Annotated in this window: 15 protein-coding genes; 9 read left to right on the top strand and 6 right to left on the bottom strand. The window is 57.1% G+C overall.

What is annotated here, in order from left to right:
- Entirely contained in the window at nt 1-885 is an 885-nt protein-coding gene (rapZ, locus tag HMPREF1255_RS03735; protein ID WP_016455754.1) for an RNase adapter RapZ, read from the bottom strand.
- A gap of 100 nt (nt 886-985) precedes the next feature.
- On the opposite strand from rapZ, the gene trmB reads away from it, so the two are divergent.
- Genes trmB through HMPREF1255_RS10115 form a run of 3 tightly spaced genes read left to right on the top strand, consistent with a single transcriptional unit; the run spans nt 986 to nt 2490 of the window.
- Nucleotides 986-1687, top strand: coding sequence for a tRNA (guanosine(46)-N7)-methyltransferase TrmB (gene trmB / locus HMPREF1255_RS03740; protein ID WP_051112270.1), 702 nt, complete (start codon nt 986-988; stop codon nt 1685-1687).
- A 39-nt stretch (nt 1688-1726) separates the two neighbouring features.
- Nucleotides 1727-2281 (top strand): sulfite exporter TauE/SafE family protein, encoded by a 555-nt coding sequence (locus HMPREF1255_RS03745; RefSeq protein ID WP_024110589.1) that lies wholly within the window; start codon nt 1727-1729, stop codon nt 2279-2281.
- Nucleotides 2278-2490, top strand: coding sequence for a hypothetical protein (locus tag HMPREF1255_RS10115; RefSeq protein WP_255325101.1), 213 nt, complete (start codon nt 2278-2280; stop codon nt 2488-2490). The genes HMPREF1255_RS03745 and HMPREF1255_RS10115 overlap by 4 nt, the downstream gene beginning before the upstream one ends.
- A gap of 52 nt (nt 2491-2542) precedes the next feature.
- On the opposite strand, the gene HMPREF1255_RS03750 is transcribed toward HMPREF1255_RS10115, so the two are convergent.
- A complete protein-coding gene (locus tag HMPREF1255_RS03750) occupies nt 2543-4300 on the bottom strand; it encodes a proline--tRNA ligase (RefSeq protein ID WP_036916828.1) in 1758 nt (585 codons plus the stop codon).
- Nucleotides 4301-4442: 142 nt separating this feature from the next.
- Between HMPREF1255_RS03750 and HMPREF1255_RS03755 the strand changes: the two genes are divergently transcribed.
- Both HMPREF1255_RS03755 and HMPREF1255_RS03760 read left to right on the top strand, forming a co-directional pair.
- Entirely contained in the window at nt 4443-6062 is a 1620-nt protein-coding gene (locus HMPREF1255_RS03755; protein ID WP_024110786.1) for an ABC transporter ATP-binding protein/permease, read from the top strand.
- Nucleotides 6059-7786, top strand: coding sequence for an amino acid ABC transporter ATP-binding/permease protein (locus tag HMPREF1255_RS03760; RefSeq protein WP_024110671.1), 1728 nt, complete (start codon nt 6059-6061; stop codon nt 7784-7786). The genes HMPREF1255_RS03755 and HMPREF1255_RS03760 overlap by 4 nt, the downstream gene beginning before the upstream one ends.
- On the opposite strand, the gene HMPREF1255_RS03765 is transcribed toward HMPREF1255_RS03760, so the two are convergent.
- Entirely contained in the window at nt 7783-8556 is a 774-nt protein-coding gene (locus HMPREF1255_RS03765; protein ID WP_024110855.1) for a biotin--[acetyl-CoA-carboxylase] ligase, read from the bottom strand. The two genes, HMPREF1255_RS03760 and HMPREF1255_RS03765, sit on opposite strands and share 4 nt — an antisense overlap.
- A gap of 107 nt (nt 8557-8663) precedes the next feature.
- Between HMPREF1255_RS03765 and HMPREF1255_RS03770 the strand changes: the two genes are divergently transcribed.
- Genes HMPREF1255_RS03770 through HMPREF1255_RS03780 form a run of 3 tightly spaced genes read left to right on the top strand, consistent with a single transcriptional unit; the run spans nt 8664 to nt 11057 of the window.
- Nucleotides 8664-10241 (top strand): acyl-CoA carboxylase subunit beta, encoded by a 1578-nt coding sequence (locus tag HMPREF1255_RS03770; RefSeq protein WP_024110719.1) that lies wholly within the window; start codon nt 8664-8666, stop codon nt 10239-10241.
- The gene (locus HMPREF1255_RS03775) at nt 10241-10447 is read left to right on the top strand and encodes an acyl-CoA carboxylase subunit epsilon (protein WP_028822342.1); all 207 of its coding nucleotides are present in this window, start codon (nt 10241-10243) and stop codon (nt 10445-10447) included. Before HMPREF1255_RS03770 ends, HMPREF1255_RS03775 begins: the two co-directional genes overlap by 1 nt.
- Nucleotides 10448-10454: 7 nt before the next feature.
- Nucleotides 10455-11057: a nucleoside triphosphate pyrophosphatase gene (locus tag HMPREF1255_RS03780; protein ID WP_016455745.1), complete on the top strand. Its 603-nt coding sequence runs from the start codon at nt 10455-10457 to the stop codon at nt 11055-11057.
- Here HMPREF1255_RS03780 and HMPREF1255_RS09375 read toward each other — a convergent pair.
- Nucleotides 11054-11449 (bottom strand): hypothetical protein, encoded by a 396-nt coding sequence (locus tag HMPREF1255_RS09375; protein WP_155948456.1) that lies wholly within the window; start codon nt 11447-11449, stop codon nt 11054-11056. The genes HMPREF1255_RS03780 and HMPREF1255_RS09375 overlap by 4 nt on opposite strands.
- Nucleotides 11450-11559: 110 nt before the next feature.
- Between HMPREF1255_RS09375 and HMPREF1255_RS03790 the strand changes: the two genes are divergently transcribed.
- The gene (locus HMPREF1255_RS03790) at nt 11560-13311 is read left to right on the top strand and encodes a biotin carboxylase N-terminal domain-containing protein (RefSeq protein ID WP_036917072.1); all 1752 of its coding nucleotides are present in this window, start codon (nt 11560-11562) and stop codon (nt 13309-13311) included.
- Between the two features lie 62 nt (nt 13312-13373).
- Here HMPREF1255_RS03790 and HMPREF1255_RS03795 read toward each other — a convergent pair whose 3' ends face one another.
- Nucleotides 13374-14366, bottom strand: a complete 993-nt coding sequence (locus HMPREF1255_RS03795; RefSeq protein ID WP_024110964.1) for a dihydroorotate dehydrogenase-like protein — start codon at nt 14364-14366, stop codon at nt 13374-13376.
- Nucleotides 14363-18007, bottom strand: a complete 3645-nt coding sequence (nifJ, locus tag HMPREF1255_RS03800; protein WP_024110899.1) for a pyruvate:ferredoxin (flavodoxin) oxidoreductase — start codon at nt 18005-18007, stop codon at nt 14363-14365. The genes HMPREF1255_RS03795 and nifJ overlap by 4 nt, the downstream gene beginning before the upstream one ends.
- Nucleotides 18008-18059: the final 52 nt, after the last annotated feature.

The raw sequence follows: 18059 nt of genomic DNA on the forward strand, positions 1-18059 counted from the left end.
TCACTCCAAGCCAAGGTCGCGGTGCAGGACGCTAGCAGGTATCCCCTTTTCGCGCATTCGCTTGGCGAAGGCTTCACTCATGGCAGTGGACCTGTGCTTACCACCTGTGCAACCGATGCCGATAGTGACTAGCCGCTTACCCTCGTTAACGTATCCAGGTTCGACGGTCTCCACGATCGTTTCCAACTGATCGAGAAAATCGGTTGCTCCAGGACGCGACAAAACGTAGCTAGAAACCTCCTCCGAGAGCCCAGTCTTGGGACGCAGATGAGGCACCCAGAAGGGATTCGGCAGGAACCGAACGTCGAAAATCATGTCAGCATCCAGCGGCACACCGTTCTTAAACCCGAAACTCATCACCTGGATTCGTAGCCGGTTTGAAAGCTGCGTGCCGTAGATGTGGGCGATGCGAGACTTCAGTTGATGGACGTTGAGCATAGATGTGTTGATTACGACGTCTGCATCTGCGCGTAGATCGCTGAGCATTCGACGCTCCCTAACGAGAGCCTCCATTATCGAGCCACCGTCTTGAAGCGGCAACGGACGCCTTGAGGATTCCTGCCTCTTGACGATTGTTTCGTCGCTGGCCTCTAGGAAGCAGATCTCCGGTTTGATGCCACGTTCGCCGAGCTCCTCGAGAACGCTCGGCAGTTGATCGAACATCTCCCTGCTTCTAACATCCAGGCCGACTGCGAGCTGATTCTCTCCGCTGGATCGAACCGTCTCGATCAGGCTTGGCAACATGGTAGGGGGCAGATTGTCCACCACCAACCAACCCAGGTCTTCCATGCCGTGAGCAGCAGTACGCCGCCCGGCGCCGGACATTCCGGTGATAATGACTATCTTCGGGACTGCGGGATCAGCCAGTGGCATTACTTCGTTCATTTAATTAAGTATGGCCGACATCTGATAATTGCGTTACAGGCGTGCAATGTTTTAGGCCTCAGTTGTGCCAGCGCCGACTCAGCCACCTAAAATCTGGCGAATGCGATCGATAGTTTCATATGTACGCCGCAGCCCCCGAATGACGCCGTCACAATGGCAAGCGCTTGAACGCGGCAGGACGAATTTTGGGATAGCCGTACCTAGCGGTGAACGCGAAACCACGATTTCAACCGAAGCGAACATCAATCTAGACAAGGAATTTGGGCGCAGCGCGGATCTAGTGGTCGAGATAGGCTGCGGTATGGGCGACTCGCTGATTCCAATGGCTAGCGCGCGCCCTGAGAAAAATTTTCTGGCGTTTGAGGTTTATCAACGTGCGCTAGGAGCCATGTGCGCCAAGGTCGAAAAAGCTGGGTTAACCAACATTCGTTTTATCGAAGCCGACGGCGTGCAAGGATTGTGCCAGTTGATTGCCGACGGTCAGCTGAGCGAGCTGTGGACCTACTTTCCAGACCCCTGGCATAAGAAGCGCCACCACAAGAGAAGGCTAGTAAATCCCGAATTCGCAGAGGTAGTTGCGGCCAAGCTCTCCCCCGGCGGACGCTGGTGGCTGGCGACCGACTGGCCAGAATACGCACATGTAATGAAAGAGGTGCTCGATGGGAACCCAAATCTGCGCAATGCTGGAACCCTCGATGACGGATGGGCGGATCGCGAAGACCGTCCGGTGACGAAATTCGAGCGGCGAGGAATTGAGGCAGGTAGGCCGATCCGCGACCTGATGTATGTTAAAACAAATTAGTAATTTGCTTTAACTTTTTGGCGCGAGGAGGTGCCCGAGATGGAGTCGCTCGCTGATATAAGCACTGTCTCCTGGGTGGTCCTGATTCTTGCAGCCGCTTTTACTGGCCTCGCAAAGACCGCGCTGCCAGGACTCACCACAGTTTCCGTGGCACTTTTTGCCGCTGTCCTGCCCGCCAGAGAATCGACGGCCGTCCTACTACTTCTATTGCTCCTCGGCGACCTGATGGCGGTCTGGATATACGTCAAAACCGTCGACTGGCGACGGCTACTGAAACTAGTTCCCTGGGTCTTGATTGGTGTCGTGGCCGGCGCGGCTTTCCTAACCTGGTCCGACAACAAGGTCATGCGGGTAGCAATAGGCATAATCCTGTTAGTTCTTACCTCGCTTACCCTTCTCGTCATGCAGCGCACCCGCCAACAGACGTTGGATCGAGCTTTCGCGAGACCGGCGGCAAGCGGACTATACGGAACCTTGGGTGGCTTCACGACGATGGCTGCGAACTCAGGTGGACCGGTGATGGCTTTGTACTTCATCGCTTCGGATTCGACGTCAAACGGTTCCTGGGCACTCAGGCATGGTTCTTCTTTATAGTCAACGTGATTAAACTGCCGCTTTCGGCAGGCATCGGGCTAATCAACGAGCAGACCCTCAAACTCGACGTCTTGCTCGCGCCGGTAGTCATCATCGCGGGTTTGATCGGAAAGAAAATCGTTAGACATATCGACCAGAAGCTGTTTAACAGAATCATCATCGTCCTCACGATCATTTCGTCTGCCTACTTGTTAATCACGGTGAATTAAAAAAGCTCCCCGAGCGAAGCGCCCGGGGAGCTTGAAAATCTTACTTCAGCAATTACTCAGCCAGTTTCTTGACCGCTTCGATTGCCTCATCGACAGGAACAATCTGAACCTCGCCACTGGCACGATCACGGATCTCAGCCTTGCCCTCAGCCAACAGCTTGCCGATGACGACGCTGGTCGGAACACCGATCAGCTCGGAGTCCTTGAACTTCACGCCCGGAGAAGCCTTGCGGTCGTCCAGCAACACCTCGAAGCCCTCCTCGGCTAGCTGTTCAGCGATCTCCTTTGCCTTTTTAGCAACCTCATCGCCCTTACCAGTGGCCAAAACCATGACATCGTATGGCGCAATCGAACGAGGCCAGCTCAGGCCCTTTTCGTCGTAGGTGTCCTCGACGATCGCCGCGACCGCGCGGGAAACACCGATGCCGTAGCTGCCCATCGTGACAGTCACCAGCTTGCCGTTCTGGTCTAGCACCTGCAGACCAAGGGCATCTGCGTACTTGCGGCCAAGCTGGAAGATGTGCCCCATCTCGATGCCGCGGGCCAAGGTCAGTGGCCCGGAACCATCAGGAGAGGGATCGCCCTCCCGCACCTCGGCGACATCGATACGACCGTCTGCGGTGAAGTCGCGACCAAAGACTAGGTGGTAGGCGTGGCGCTCGTTTTCGTTGGCACCGCTAACCCACTCGCTACCCTCAGCAACGCGGGGATCTACAAGATAGCGCACCTTAGCCGGCGCCTCTTCACCCAAGAACTGTTTTCCGTCCCTGAGTGGGCCGATGTAGCCCTTTACGAGCTGGGGATACTTTTCGAAGTCTTCAGCAGTAAACGGCTCGACCTCTGCGGGCGAAACTGCTGCTTCCAAACGCTTCTCGTCCACTTCTCGATCGCCTGGCAGGCCCACGACCAACGGAACGCGTTCGCCATCCGGGTAGCTGAGCATGAAAACAATGGACTTGAGCATGTCGCTCGCTGCCCACTCGCGATCGGAGCGGGGCTGCAAGCTGTTGCTCAGCTCCACCAACGAGTCGATGGTTGGAACGTTCGGGGTATCTACTACCTGTGCAGCAGGAACACTCGAGCAATCGACCGGTTCGGCGACCGGGAAGCGAACTGCTTCTACATTCGCAGCAAAGCCACCCGGCGAACGAACGAAGGTGTCCTCACCGTTAGGAGAAACCGCCAGAAATTCTTCACTCTTGGAGCCGCCCATCGGACCAGCATCAGCCTTGACGATCGCGTAGTCGAAACCTAGCTGATCGAAAATTCGAATGTATGCCTCGCGGTGCTTCGCGTAGCTGGCATCCAAACCTGCGTCGTCGACGTCGAATGAGTAGGAGTCCTTCATGACGAACTCACGGCCACGCAAAACGCCAGCGCGGGGCCTGGCCTCGTCGCGGTACTTAGTCTGGATCTGGTAAAGCGCTAACGGCAGGTCCTTGTAGGAGCGATACATGTCCTTGACCAGCAAAGTGAACATCTCTTCGTGGGTTGGGCCCAGCAGCATGTCAGTGCCCCTGCGGTCCTTGAGCCTGAAGAGATTATCGCCGTACTCGGTCCATCGGTTAGTCGCCACGTACGGTTCGCTCGGCAACAGCGCCGGGAAGAGTACCTCCTGAGCCCCGATGCGATCCATCTCAGCACGAACGATTTCTTCAATCTTGCGCAACACCTTCAGACCGAGAGGTAGCCAGGTGTAAATGCCAGGGGCAGTCCGGCGGATGTAACCGGCCCTAACCAATAGTTTGTGGCTGGGCAATTCAGCATCGGCTGGATCGTCGCGAAGGGTCCGGACGAACAGCTCACTCATGCGCGTTATCACTGATGCACTCCTAAAAATTTTTCCGATTAAGGCTATCAAGGTTTACGGCTTTAGCGATAAAACCGATTGCTTGCTTCGAAGTAGAATCAAGTCCGCGAACATCACTTAGATAGACGAAGGTAAAAAAATAATGAATGCCAAGATGGCGGAGATAACCCGCCTGGGCCGGCGAGATCAGATTACGCAAACGGCCCTGCTAGTGGCGCAGACGCTCGCAATATGTGTGTTCTGCCTCTCTCTAGGCTTGCTAATCGCTGATGCCCTTAGTCCCGCATCTGTTTCCAAGACGGCAATTTTAGTCGCGCTAGGTTCGCTACTGATCGCGACCCTCACCGGCTACCTGGCAGCATCGATAGCCGCCACTAGCAAGGCAGACCTAGAGGCGACGCTGCGACAGATGGTTATTGGTCATTCGTTAGCGCTCGGACCGGCAAGAATGAGTCAGGCACAGACCGGTGCAGTTGTTTCGATGGCAACCGACACGGTGGATCGAGTGGCTAATTTCAGGCAGAGCTTCTTAGGCACGACCTTCAGCGCGATGTTGAGCCAACTGGTTACGCTGGTGGTCGTCGCTGTCGCTATCGACGTGCCAGCTGCGCTCGTTTTGACCGCCTTTCTCCCTCTGATTCTCGCGACCATTTATCTGTTTCAGAAATTATTCCGAAACGTTTCGGGCGAATCTAGGAAAGCACGCACAAAACTCGCAGCCGCCTTCTTGGAGGCCTTGCAAGGCCTGACCACGCTCGTCTCTCTTAAGGCAGCTGATCGAGTTGGTGACAGACTCGCCGAGCGCGGTGAAAAGAACCGGCAAGCGACAATGAAACTTCTGGCACGCAACCAGCTAGTGATTTTGGTGACTGACGCAGCGTTCTCACTATTTGCGATATGCGCTAGCGTCCTGGTCGCCTGGTGGCGGCTGGACGAGGCAACGATCAGTCCGGGTGAGGCGATCGCGCTTGTGCTGTTATCGACTCAACTTTGCGCACCGCTGGCGAAGATGGGCAGCCTCTTCTACGTTGGGATGGCCGGACGAGCCGGGCAACGCCAAATCAGCAAATTCGTCTCCATTGCGGTCCCCGACCAAAATGAGGCACAAGCTGCGCAAAATTCCGACCCTGTGCGCTTCGAAAGCGTGGACTTCTCATATGCAGAAAAGCCAGTGCTGAAAGACCTCGATCTGTCGGTTAAGCAAGGCCAAAAAGTAGTTCTTCTCGGACGTTCCGGAAGCGGAAAATCCACGATACTTTCCCTGACCGGCGGCGACTTACTACCCGATCAGGGCTCGGTAAGCGTAGCCGGAATCGAACTAACCTCGAAGACTCAAGACCAAGTCCGGGAAAAATCAGCCGTAGTAAATCAGAAGACGTGGTTGTTCTTAGGCACACTCGCGCAGAACCTACGCGTCGGGAACAAGAACGCCACGGAAGACGAGATGTGGCAGGCGCTAGCCCAAGTTGGGCTAGATACCTGGGCGCGCAGCTTGCCGGACGGCCTCGATTCCCAAGTCGGAGAACGAGGAATGGCGATGTCTGGCGGACAAGCTCAGCGCCTCTCGATCGCCCGCGCGATCCTTTCTGGCCGGAAGCTTCTGTTGCTAGACGAGCCGACAAGCCAGGTTGACCTTAACTCAGAGCAGATAATCATGTCCGCTATTGACCGCTTGGCAGAAGACCACACGATAGTTCTGGCGACTCATAGACCCTCAAGCACAAAATCCGCAGACCTGATTTTCAACCTGGAGGAACGATGAGCGAAAACAAAAAAGTGGTTTCGTGGCTCCTCGAGGTTGGCAGGCCTGTCCTAGGACATTTGGTTTCTGCGACCTTGATGCGTCACTTGGACCAGTTTCTAGGCATTGCTCTTTTAGGCATAGGTGTTGGCGCAGTTGCTAATGCCGTGCGACCAGGAGGCCCACAATGGTTGCCGGATGGCACATTGCAGTTGGCGATTTGTCTGATCGTCATCGCTTTGCTGAAGGCGTTGGCGCGTTATCTAGAAATGTTTTGGTGCCACTTGGTGGCGTTTAAGGCTCTGGAACTACTCCGCGTCAGGCTATACCGCGGATTAGTACCTCAGGCCTCTACTATCGGCACTGTTTCGACTTCCGGCGATCTTTTGACCAGGGCAACAAGGGACATCGACCGAATAGAGGTCTTCTTCGCCCACACATTCCCACCAGCAGTGACTGCAATTACCGTGCCCATCTTGGGTGTCCTCGGATTGGGCTTTTGGGCTGATTGGCGCCCGGCGCTTGCCGCCGCAATCGGATTGGCTCTTAGCGTCTTCGTTGTTCCGCTGCTCGGCTCGAAGAGGCTGCTCACCTCTGCAGCCACCCAGGGCGAGATACGCGGCAAGATCTCTGCGCATGTAACGGACACGGTTCAAGGCATGAGCGAAGTCACCGGATATGGCCACGTTGCCGAGAGGCTCGACCAGCTTTCACTGCTGGATGAAGAGGCAAATGCGGGAGCTAGGCCGAGAGGTCGTCAGCTTGCCGCTCGACAGTGCGCCTCAACTTTCGTCATGCTCGCCACTTTGCTCACGGTAACAGAATGCGGGTTAAGTGCTGAGCTAGAGATCGCAACTTTGGCTATCTGCGTTGCTGTGGTTTGGAGGCTCTTCGACGCTACGGAAGCGGTCAGAGATTTTGCAGATTCTTTGGACACGTCTCTCGCCTGCGCCAACCGGGTCTACAAGATAGTGCACGCACAAGGCATTAAGGCTCCCGAGTCCCCCAAGCATCTGCCTGCCGGACCGCTCGGAGTTCGGGTCGATTCTCTTTCCTACCGATACCCCACCGCTGGAAGTGGCAGAAAGGCGCTCTCCGATGTGAGCGTAAACATAGCGCCTTCAAGCCACGTCGCACTAATCGGCGCCTCCGGTTGTGGTAAATCGACTCTCTTAAAGCTGATCGGCAGACTGGCCGAGCCTGATTCTGGCGTGATCGAGATAGGTGGCGTCGATCTTACTTCCTTGAGCGAGGACGAATTGCGCTCCAGGGTTTGCCTCGTTGCTCAGTCTCCGATGCTTTTCAACGGGACGGTAGCGGATAATTTGCTGCTGGTAGCCCCAGACGCCACGCCCGAAAAGCTGACCGAAGTAATGCAGATTGCCCAGATAGGCGAGGAGCTTAGCCTAGATTCGCAGATCGGCCCGCAAGGAAAACAGATTTCCGGTGGACAGGCTCAGCGGCTCTCTCTTGCAATGGCGCTTTTGGTCGACGCCGACGTGTACCTACTGGATGAGTACACCAGCCACCTAAACACACAGCTGGCTGCAGAAGTTCGCAGGACACTTAGACTCAGGCGTCCCAAGGCGACCATCATCGAGGCAACACATACTGCAGCAGGATTGTCCGATGTGGACGCGGTGATCGTCCTCGAGACAAAAGTATTGGCAGCTGGAAAACCCGCTGAGCTTTCTCAAGCCGGACCGCTGGCGGAACTAATCGCTCGACAGGCGGACGCTCTCTAGCGCAGGTGGATGACGTCTCCGGCAGAAAAAGTTTCTAGCCCCGCATCGGTTTCCACGACAAGGTTTCCCTCTATCGTGACGTCTACTGCCTTCCCCAAGGTGAACGTGTCGGGGCGTTCGGCGTCGAGGAGAACTTTGACCTTTCTGCCTAGCGTGTCACAAATCCGCAGATAGCGTTCTCGCATGTCTTCGCCGTTTTCCCAGGCGAGGTACAGATCCTCGAGCGCCATGAGCACCGCTGCGGATATGGCGGTCCTGTCGGTCGGAAGACCCGCGTCGGCGAGGCAGTTAGCGCGCTCTGCGGGCACGTTCTCAGGCCAGCCAAGAACGTTTATCCCCCAGCCACAGATGAGAGCATCACCGCTAACTTGGCAGAGGATCCCGCAGATTTTTCTGCCATCGATGAGAACGTCATTGGGCCATTTCAAGCTAATTCGCGATCGCTGATCACCGGCCAGTTTGCATGTGCCAAAATCGACCGCCAACCCGACCAGCAGCGGAAGCCAACCCCACTCGCTCATCGGGCGGCTAGGCCGCAGCAGCGCCGAAGTGGCCAGACCGCGACCTGGAGTGTCTACCCAAGAACGGTCGAACCTACCCCTTCCGACGGTTTGATGATCTGCGATAAGCACGGATCCGGTGGGCAGCTGGGCGGCATTTTCCGCGAAGATGGCGTTCGTTGAAGTCACGGAAGGACGCACCTCAATGTTGGCCCAAAAAGAGCTCTCGCCCAAGAGCTCACGTAGTTTTTCGGTGTCGACCGGTTGCATGGGTCCGATGATATCGCTTCGCGAATTGACCAAGCGAAACCAAGAAAATAACTACCCATTAAGTGGTCGCATATAGCTTTTTCATTTTTAGGCACTACCCTAAGGCTATGGAGATCGACACCAAGACAACCGCCGGCAAGCTTGCCGATCTAGGAGCACGCATTGATCAAGCGATGCACGCTGCCGGCGCGGACAAGGTTGAACGCCAACACGCCAAAGGCAAGATGACCGCCAGGGAACGCATCCACGCGATCCTCGACGAGGGCACCTTCTCCGAGATGGACGAGTTCAGCCGACACCGCAATCACGACTTCGGCATGCAGGCGACTAGGCCATACGGGGACGGCGTAATCATCGGCACCGGCTATATTCACAACAGGCCCGTCTGCATCTTCAGCCAGGACGTCGGTATCTTCGGCGGCTCGCTCGGCCAGGTTTATGGCGAAAAGATCGTCAAGATTATCGAGCTAGCAACAAAGACCGGCTGCCCGCTGATCGGCATTAACGAAGGCGGCGGCGCGCGCGTCCAAGAGGGCGTTGTTTCGCTCGGTCTTTATGGGGAAATTTTCCATCACAACATCATGGCCTCGGGAGTTATTCCACAGATCAGCCTGGTGATGGGCGCTGCGGCTGGTGGTCATGTCTACTCCCCCGCACTCACAGACTTCATCGTCATGGTCGACCAAACCAGCCAGATGTTTATCACCGGCCCGGAAATCGTTCGAACAGTTACCGGCGAGGACGTCTCTCTAGAGGAACTTGGCGGCGGACGCACGCACTCGGAGAAGTCCGGTGTCGCTCACTACCTGGCAGTCGATGAGACGGATGCTCTCGACTACGTCCGGGAGCTGATCACATATCTGCCTCAGAACAACCTCGAGGATGCCCCGATCTACGAGTTCGCAGAGGCAGCAGATCTCGACTTCACCGATCACGACCGCAAACTGGACGTGCTGATCCCCGACGACCCGAGCCACGCATACGACATGCGAGAAGTTATCCGGACCGTGCTCGATGACGACGAGTTTTTGGAAGTCCAAGAGCTGTACGCGCAGAATATTATCTGCGGATTCGGCCGAATCGAGGGCCGCTCGATCGGCATCGTCGCAAATCAGCCCCAGGTGCTGGCCGGCTGCCTCGACATCAAGGCATCCGAAAAGGCCGCCCGCTTCGTGCGCACCTGCGACTGCTTCAATATTCCCGTCATTACGTTCGTCGACGTGCCAGGCTTCCTGCCGGGCGTCGAACAGGAGCATGACGGAATTATCCGCCGTGGCGCAAAGCTCATCTACGCCTATGGCGAAGCAAGCGTTCCGCTAGTCACGATCATCACCCGAAAGGCTTACGGCGGCGCGTACATCGTTATGGGTTCCAAGCACTTGGGAGCCGACATAAACCTGGCGTGGCCTACCGCTCAGATCGCCGTAATGGGCGCCGAGGGCGCGGTGAACCTGCTTTACCGCAAGCAGCTTCGGGAAGCCGAGGATCCACAGGCGCTGCGCACTGAGTTGCTGAACGAATACGAAAACGAGCTCTCTAACCCGTACACAGCCGCCGAACGCGGTTACGTCGACCAGGTCATTTACCCACACGAGACCAGGGCCCAGGTGGTTCGTGCTCTGCGTCTGCTGCGCAGCAAACGCGAGACCTTGCCGCCCAAGAAGCATGGGAATATACCGCTATGATGCACGGAGAGTTGAAGGTTACTAAAGGAGACCCGACCGACGAGGAGCTAGCTGCCCTGGTCGCCGTGCTGAGCGCACAAACGGCCAAGCCCGAACCTCGCGAAAACCGCGACCGTCCGATCGCAGGCGGCTGGAACTCCTATTGGCGAAACATCAGGCTTCCGTTCGTCTACGGCCCTGAGGCATGGCGAGGAAGTTACCGATAGGAAAGAAATGAAGCTGATCCTTGCCTCCAGTTCGCCCGCACGCCGAAAGGCTCTGGAGAACTGCGGAATTAGCCCTCGAGTTATCAAACCGCTGGCAGACGAAAGCTATCCCCCAGAGCTGAGCTGCACTCAAATAACCACGATGCTCGCCCGCAGAAAGGGCGAGCACGTCTTGAAGGAGCTGGACGTGGCTGGCGACTTCGCATTGATCAGCTGCGACACGATGCTCGATGTTCAGGGCACCAGCTACGGTAAGCCAGGTAGCAAGGAAAAGGCCGTGAAGATGTGGCAGCGAATGCGTGGGCGCACCGGCGTCGCCCATACCGGCCACTTCGTCGCGGTTCGTCGTCATGGAAAGACCCAAACGCAGTGCAGGGAAGCCACCACGCTCGTCTATTTCGCCGATCTCAGCGACGAAGAGATCGAAGCCTATGTTGCAACCGGCGAACCGGAAAGGGTCGCCGGCGGCTTCACCATCGACGCGCTAGGCGGAGCCTTCATCACTGGGATCGAAGGAGATCCGTGGAACGTCGCGGGAATCTCACTGCCGCTGGTTCGTCAGATGCTAATCGACATGAACGTCGGCTGGCATCAGCTCTGGGAAGACTAGGACCGCAGGGTCAAGGCTGCGAGTTTATCGCTAATCGTTAACCCGCCCTTCCAAGAGCCCTCGAAGATGATCGCGTCAGAAGAAGTAGAAACGACTACATACCCCATTGCAGGTAGGTTTTCGACAAGAAAGTCGACCAGGATCCGCCCCTGTTCGGGGGTCATCGTCAGTGTCACGTTGTTCTCTTGATCGACGTCCACGTAGAAGTCAGCGGTGACCGGCAAATAGAAGTTTTCCGGCCCATTTTCCAAACCGAAAGACCGCAAGCTAGCCGCCCCCGATGGCACCCGATCGACGCTCGGCTGCGATGAACTGGGAGCCGGTTGGAGGCTAGTCTGGCCACAACCAGCAAGCAATAGCGCCATTAGGGTGGCCAAAAAAATCCGTCGCATGCCTCAAGGCTACTGTCTTCTCGTCTCAAACGCCGTGCGAGTTCTACTCAAACAAGTCCTTTTGGCTTAGACTCCAAGTGGTTACCAGTAAGGAGTTGACAGTGACCGAAATGAAACGAATTAAAAAACTGCTGATCGCCAACCGAGGCGAAATCGCGGTACGAATTATTCGCGCTGCCCGCGACGCGGGTATCACGAGCGTTGCGGTCTATGCGGATTCGGATGCTAATTCGTTGTTCGTTAACCTCGCGGACGAGGCATTTGCACTGAATGGCATGACGCCTGCCGAAACCTATCTGGACCAAGAAAAGATTCTTTCGGTCGCGCAGCGCGCGGGTGCCGACGCCATTCACCCCGGCTACGGTTTCCTATCTGAAAACGCCGACTTCGCTGCCGCAGTGATCGCAGCCGGAATGATTTGGGTCGGTCCCCCACCGCAGGCAATCGACACTCTGGGCGACAAGGTAAAGGCGCGTCACTTAGCCCACAAAGTTGGCGCTCCCCTGGTTCCTGGCACCAAAGATCCCGTTTCTGACGTCAAAGAAATAAAATCTTTCGCTGCAGAGCACGGCCTGCCGATCGCGATCAAAGCCGCATATGGCGGTGGTGGACGAGGCCTGAAGGTCGCCTTCACGATGGAGGAGATCCCCGAACTTTACGACTCTGCGGTCAGAGAGGCCGTGACCGCGTTCGGTCGTGGCGAGTGCTTCGTAGAGCGCTATCTGGAGCGCCCAAGGCACGTCGAGACTCAGTGCCTAGCCGACAAATACGGCAACGTCATCGTGGTTTCCACCCGAGACTGCTCGCTGCAGCGCCGCCATCAGAAATTGGTCGAAGAGGCACCCGCGCCTTTCCTGACGCCAGAGCAGAACGAACGAATCTACGAAGCCAGCCGAGCGATCATAAAAGAAGCTGGCTACGAAAGCGCTGGGACCTGCGAGTTCCTGGTCGGCCAAGACGGCACCATCAGCTTCCTTGAGGTGAACACCAGACTTCAGGTTGAGCACCCAGTAAGCGAAGAGGTCACGGGTCTCGATCTGGTTCGCGAGCAACTGCGGATCGCCGAAGGCGAAGAACTAGAGGAATCCGACCCTGAGCCCCGCGGCCACAGCTTCGAATTCCGCATCAACGCCGAGGACCCCGGCCGTAACTTCTTCCCGGCTCCGGGCACAATCACCCGTTGGCGTCCCCCGACCGGCCCTGGCGTGCGAATCGACGAAGGCTACCGCAAGAACATGAATGTTCCGGGCGCTTTCGACTCGCTGCTTTGCAAGCTGATCGTAACCGGTGCCACTCGAGAACAGGCGCTGCAGAGAGCAAGACGAGCTCTGGACGAGTTTGAGATCGAAGGCATGCCGACTGTTCTGCCGTTCCATCGCGCAGTCGTGGAAGACCCCGCGTTCGTCGCTTCTGACGGAGACTTCAAGGTTTACACCGACTGGATCGAGGGTGACTTCGACAACCAGATCGAGCCGTATTCCGGCGACCTGGGCGAGGCCGCGGAGCCGGCCGCGCGCGAAGAAATTGTCGTAGAAGTAAACGGCCGACGCGTCGAAGTTAAGCTCCCAAGCGGCCTGAGCGCCACGCCTGCAAAGCGCAAGCCTAAGAAACCGACTCGCCGCAGCAGGGTCACCAAGCTGACCGATTCCAGCGAGGAACTGACCGTCCCCATGCAGGGCACGATCTCCAAGGTCTCGGTCTCCGAAGGCGATCGCGTCGAGGAAGGCGACCTGATCGTGGTCCTCGAGGCCATGAAGATGGAACAGCCCATCAGCGCTCACCGCTCAGGCACCGTAAAGGGCCTGATCGCGGCCGGCTCAGTCGTGCAGTCTGGCGACGTAATCTGTTCGATCACCGATTAGCGATAAAAGCAGTTGTGGCCCGCATATGCGGGCCACAACTGCTTTTATCAGAGAATTCTTTGCTACCTACTGGTTAGCACGCTCATGTAGTGAGCGCGTTCATAGTTGCTGGGATCTGGCGCGTTACCAGCGCTCATGGATCCGCAGAGCTGCCTGACCGACTCGTAATCGTTATCGGTAAGCCACTTGATAACACCGTCGAGCATGTCTGAGATGTGCTCGGGGCCCTGCTCAAGCACCGCGGAGGCGGTGCATGCCACGTCAGCACCCGCTGCTATTGCCTTGAGAACGTCGGCGGCAGAATGGACACCAGAAGTCGCCGCCAGAGAAATGCCCGGATTCTGGGCACGCAGAATGCCGATCCAACGGAGCGGGAACCGCAGCTCGTCGGGGCTGGATAGCCTGCGCTTGCTAACGATCTCCATCTTATCGAGGTCGATCTCAGCGCCGTAGAAGCGGTTAAACAAAACTAACCCGCAGGCGCCAGCATCGATAGCGCGATGGGCAAAATTGCTGAGCGCGGTGAAGTGCTGGCTGAGCTTCAACGTTACCGGGACGGAAACTGTCTCAGTGACAGACTCGATCACCTCTAGGTAGCGCTTCTCAACCTGATCAGCCGTTTCGTCGGGATCTGTGTTTACCGAGTAAAGGTTCAGCTCGATTGCATCGGCACCTGCATCGGCAAGTTGTGCGGCATAGCTAGACCAGCCACCAGGGCGATAACCGTTCACGCTTGCGATGACGGGAACATCTAGCCTACTCTTCGCGTCTGATACCAGTTGGACGTGCCTGCCAGGACCGATCTTGTCCAGATCAATTTCGGGAGCCAGCAGAGAAAACTCCGCCTGTTCTTCCCCAACCGCAAGCCAATCCATCGCCTCGAGCTCTTCGGCCTCAACCTCTTCCTCAAAGAGACTGGGCAGGACGACGGCCCCCGCCCCTGAATCGGCCAGGCGCTCCAGCGTGTCTAGCTTTCCGGTTAGCGGGCTGCAAGAGGCGACAACAGGGCTAGCCAACTCAAGCCCAAGGTAGGTCGTGGAAATGTCTACGTTCACTTGTCTTCTCCCTTGGCCTTAGCGATCTGCTTGCGACGCTCCATGATTGCCTTTACCCTCGCTGCGCGATCCTGCGACTGAGCCGGCCTAGGCGCCGCAGGTTTTTCTTCGCCGTCCTCGCTCTTACGGCTCATACCGGCAAGTGCTGAGTAATACTGCCACTTCTGTTCAGCGTCGGCTTGGGCTAGCTTGCCGAGCTGTTCGGCTGCCTCCGGGTTGGTGCGGCGCAGCATGTTGAATCGGGCTTCCTTGCTCATGAAGTCGATCACGGACCCCGTGGGCGCCTTCGAGTCCATCTTCAGGGGTTTAGCCTGATCGGGACGGAACCGGTAGAGCGGCCAGTAGCCGGTGGCCACCGCGTCACCCTGATGGCTCATGGAGGTTTCCATATCGATGCCGTGCGCGATGCAGGTGCTGTAGGCGATGATCAGGCTCGGGCCGTCCCACGCTTCTGCCTCCGCAAGTGCTCGAACGGTCTGCTGTTGGTTTGCGCCCATGGAAATCTGCGCCACGTAGACGTTGCCGTATAGCTGGGCGATCATGCCCAGATCCTTCTTGCCGGAGTTCTTGCCGGCGGCAGCGAACTTAGCGACCGCTCCCCTAGGCGTCGACTTGGAGGCCTGACCACCGGTATTCGAGTAAACCTCTGTATCGAGCACTAGGATGTTCACGTTCCTGCCGCTGGCCAAAACATGGTCTAGGCCACCGAAACCGATGTCATAGGCCCAGCCATCGCCACCTATGATCCAGACGCTCTTTTTGACCAGGGCGCCAGTGTTCGTCAGGAGCTTAGCCGCAGCAGGATCGTCCAATTCGGCGAGCGCGGTTTCCAGCTTCCCGACACGTTCACGCTGAGCGAAGATGCCTTCCTCGCTAGTCTGATCTGCATCGAGGATTTCCTGCGCCAGCGAACCAGGAAGTTTGTCCGACAACACTCCGAGTAACCGCCTGGCCTCTGCAGTCTGCTGGTCTGCGGCAAGCCGCATTCCGTAGCCGAACTCGGCGTTATCTTCAAACAACGAGTTACTCCAGGCGGGGCCGCGACCGGCATCGTTGGTCGCGTACGGTGTGGTGGGCAGGTTGCCGCTGTAGATGGAGCTGCATCCGGTTGCGTTGGCAACCAGCAGTCGATCTCCAAACAGTTGCGAAAGCAGCCTGATGTACGGGGTCTCTCCGCATCCAGAACATGCCCCAGAGAACTCGAACAAAGGCTGAAGCAGCGCCGCTCCCTTCACCTGCTCGTGGCGAACGGCGGACCTATTTACCTCAGGCAAGCCAAGGAAGAAGTCGTAATTTTCGCGTTCCATATCGAGGTGTTCAAGCCTGTTGGCCATGTTAAGAGCCTTATGCTTTGCCTCCGACTTGGAACGAGCAGGGCAAACATCGACGCAAATCGCGCAACCGGTACAGTCGTCGGGAGCAACCTGAACTATGTACTGGTGATCAGTCAGCAACCTGTCGCGGAAGTCCTTGCTGCGGAAACCTTCGGGGGCCTGCGAGAGCAGCTCGTTGGGAGCAACCTTAACGCGGATCGCCGCATGCGGACATGCCATGGCGCACTTCCCGCAGTCGATACACAGGCTCTCGTCCCAAATCGGGATCTCATACGCGATACCGCGCTTCTCATACTTTGTGGTCGCTAGCGGCCAGGTACCATCGGGCGGCAACGCGCTGACTGGCAGCAAATCGCCTTCGTCGCGAAGCATCGCACCAGTGACTCGTTGGACGAAGTCAGGAGCGCTGTCGGGAACGATCGACTGCTGCTGAACGCCGTTAATCTCTTCGGGGATCTGCAGTTCGAACAGAGCGGGGATTGCTGCGTCGATGGCGTCGAAGTTTCGCTGCACGATGGTGCGGCCACGCTTGCCGTAAGTTTTTTCGACCGACGTCTTAATGCGGTCGATTGCTTCTTCGCGCGGCACTACCCCAGAAAGGTAGAAGAAACAGGGCTGCATGACCGTATTGATGCGTTGTCCCATACCGGCATCGCGCGCAACCTTAGTCGCATTGATTACCCACACTTTAAGGTCACGATCGATGATTGCCCGCTGCAGATCTTCGGGAAGGTGATTCCAGGTGTCTTCGCCATACGGGCTGTTCAGCAAGATAGTCGCGCCAGGCTTGCTTAGCTGGAAGTTCGACATGCGCGAAAGTAACTCGAACTGGTGAACTGCGACGAAATCGGCGTGGTCGATCAGGTATGGCGAATCGATCGGGTGATCCGCAAAGCGCAGGTGGCTGATCGTGGTGCCGCCCGACTTGCGGGAGTCATAGACGAAGTAGCCTTGGGCAAATCTACCCTCGTCCGCGCCGATGATCTTCACATTGTTCTTTGCGGAGCCCACAGTGCCGTCGGCGCCGAGACCGAAAAACACGGCTTTCAAAGCGTCTTGGTCAGCGGTGGAATGAATATCTGAGTTAACCGGCAGAGACAAATTGGTCACGTCGTCGACGATTCCGACGGTGAACCTTTTCTTCGGCTCAAACTTACCCAACTCGGTAAACACCGCGACTGCCATAGCCGGGGTGAATTCCTTGCTGGAGAGCCCGTATCTGCCACCGATAACACGCGGCATAGCCCGACCAGACTCGGCGAGCGTGGCAACAACATCTGTGAACAGCGGTTCACCAACGGAACCGGGCTCCTTGGTGCGGTCCAAGACCGCGACAGATTTCGCGGATTCCGGCAAAGCCTCGATGAACCTATCGGCAGGGAAGGGCCGATATAGCCTCGGCAAGATCACACCGACCTTCTCGCCCTGGGCGAGCAGGTCGTCAACCGCCTGCTTCACCGTGCTCCAGGCAGATCCCATTACAACGACGACACGTTCGGCCTCTGGATCGCCGTAGTATTCAACGCTGCGATAGCGTCGTCCTACCCTGTTTTCCAGCTGAACGAACAGATCGTCAACGACATTAGGAACTGCGTTGTAGAACTTATTGCTCGCTTCCCTAGCCTGGAAGAAGGTGTCAGGATTTTGCGCGGTGCCCCGAATCTGTGGCGCGTCCGGAGTCAGCCCGCGCAAGCGGTGAGCTGCGACATCGTCTTCGTTGACCAAAGCACGAATGTCCGACTCGTCCAGCAGCCGAATCTTATTTTCTTCGTGGCTGGTTCGGAAACCATCGAAGAAATGCAGGAAAGGCACGCGAGTACGCAGCGTGGCTGCGTGAGAGATAAGGGCCAGATCTTGGGCCTCTTGAACACTAGTCGAGTTAAGCAGTGCCCAACCAGTCTGACGAACACCCATGACATCGGAGTGATCGCCGAAGATGCTCAGCGCGTGTGTGGCAACCGCCCTGGCCGCCACGTGGATGACCGCAGGAGTCAGCTCGCCGGCGATTTTGTACATGTTCGGAATCATCAGGAGCAGACCCTGCGACGCCGTAAAAGTGGTGCCCAGTGCGCCCTTGGTGACGGCTCCGTGTAGAGCCGCGGCAGCACCAGCCTCAGACTGCATCTCGACGACCTGGGGAACGTCTCCCCAGATGTTCTTCTTGCCGACCGCCGACCAAGCATCGGAAAGTTCTGCCATGCCGGAGCTAGGGGTGATCGGATAGATAGCGATCACTTCACTGAGGGCGTGAGCGACGCGTGCCGCCGCCTCATTTCCGTCCATTGTCGCCCAGCAAGCCTGCTGCATATCGTTCAACCTCTCCGCCGCAAATATTGCGGCACTAAACATCCATACAACC

The organism is Propionimicrobium sp. BV2F7, assembly GCF_000510445.1.
Lineage (GTDB): Bacteria > Actinomycetota > Actinomycetes > Propionibacteriales > Propionibacteriaceae > Propionimicrobium > Propionimicrobium lymphophilum.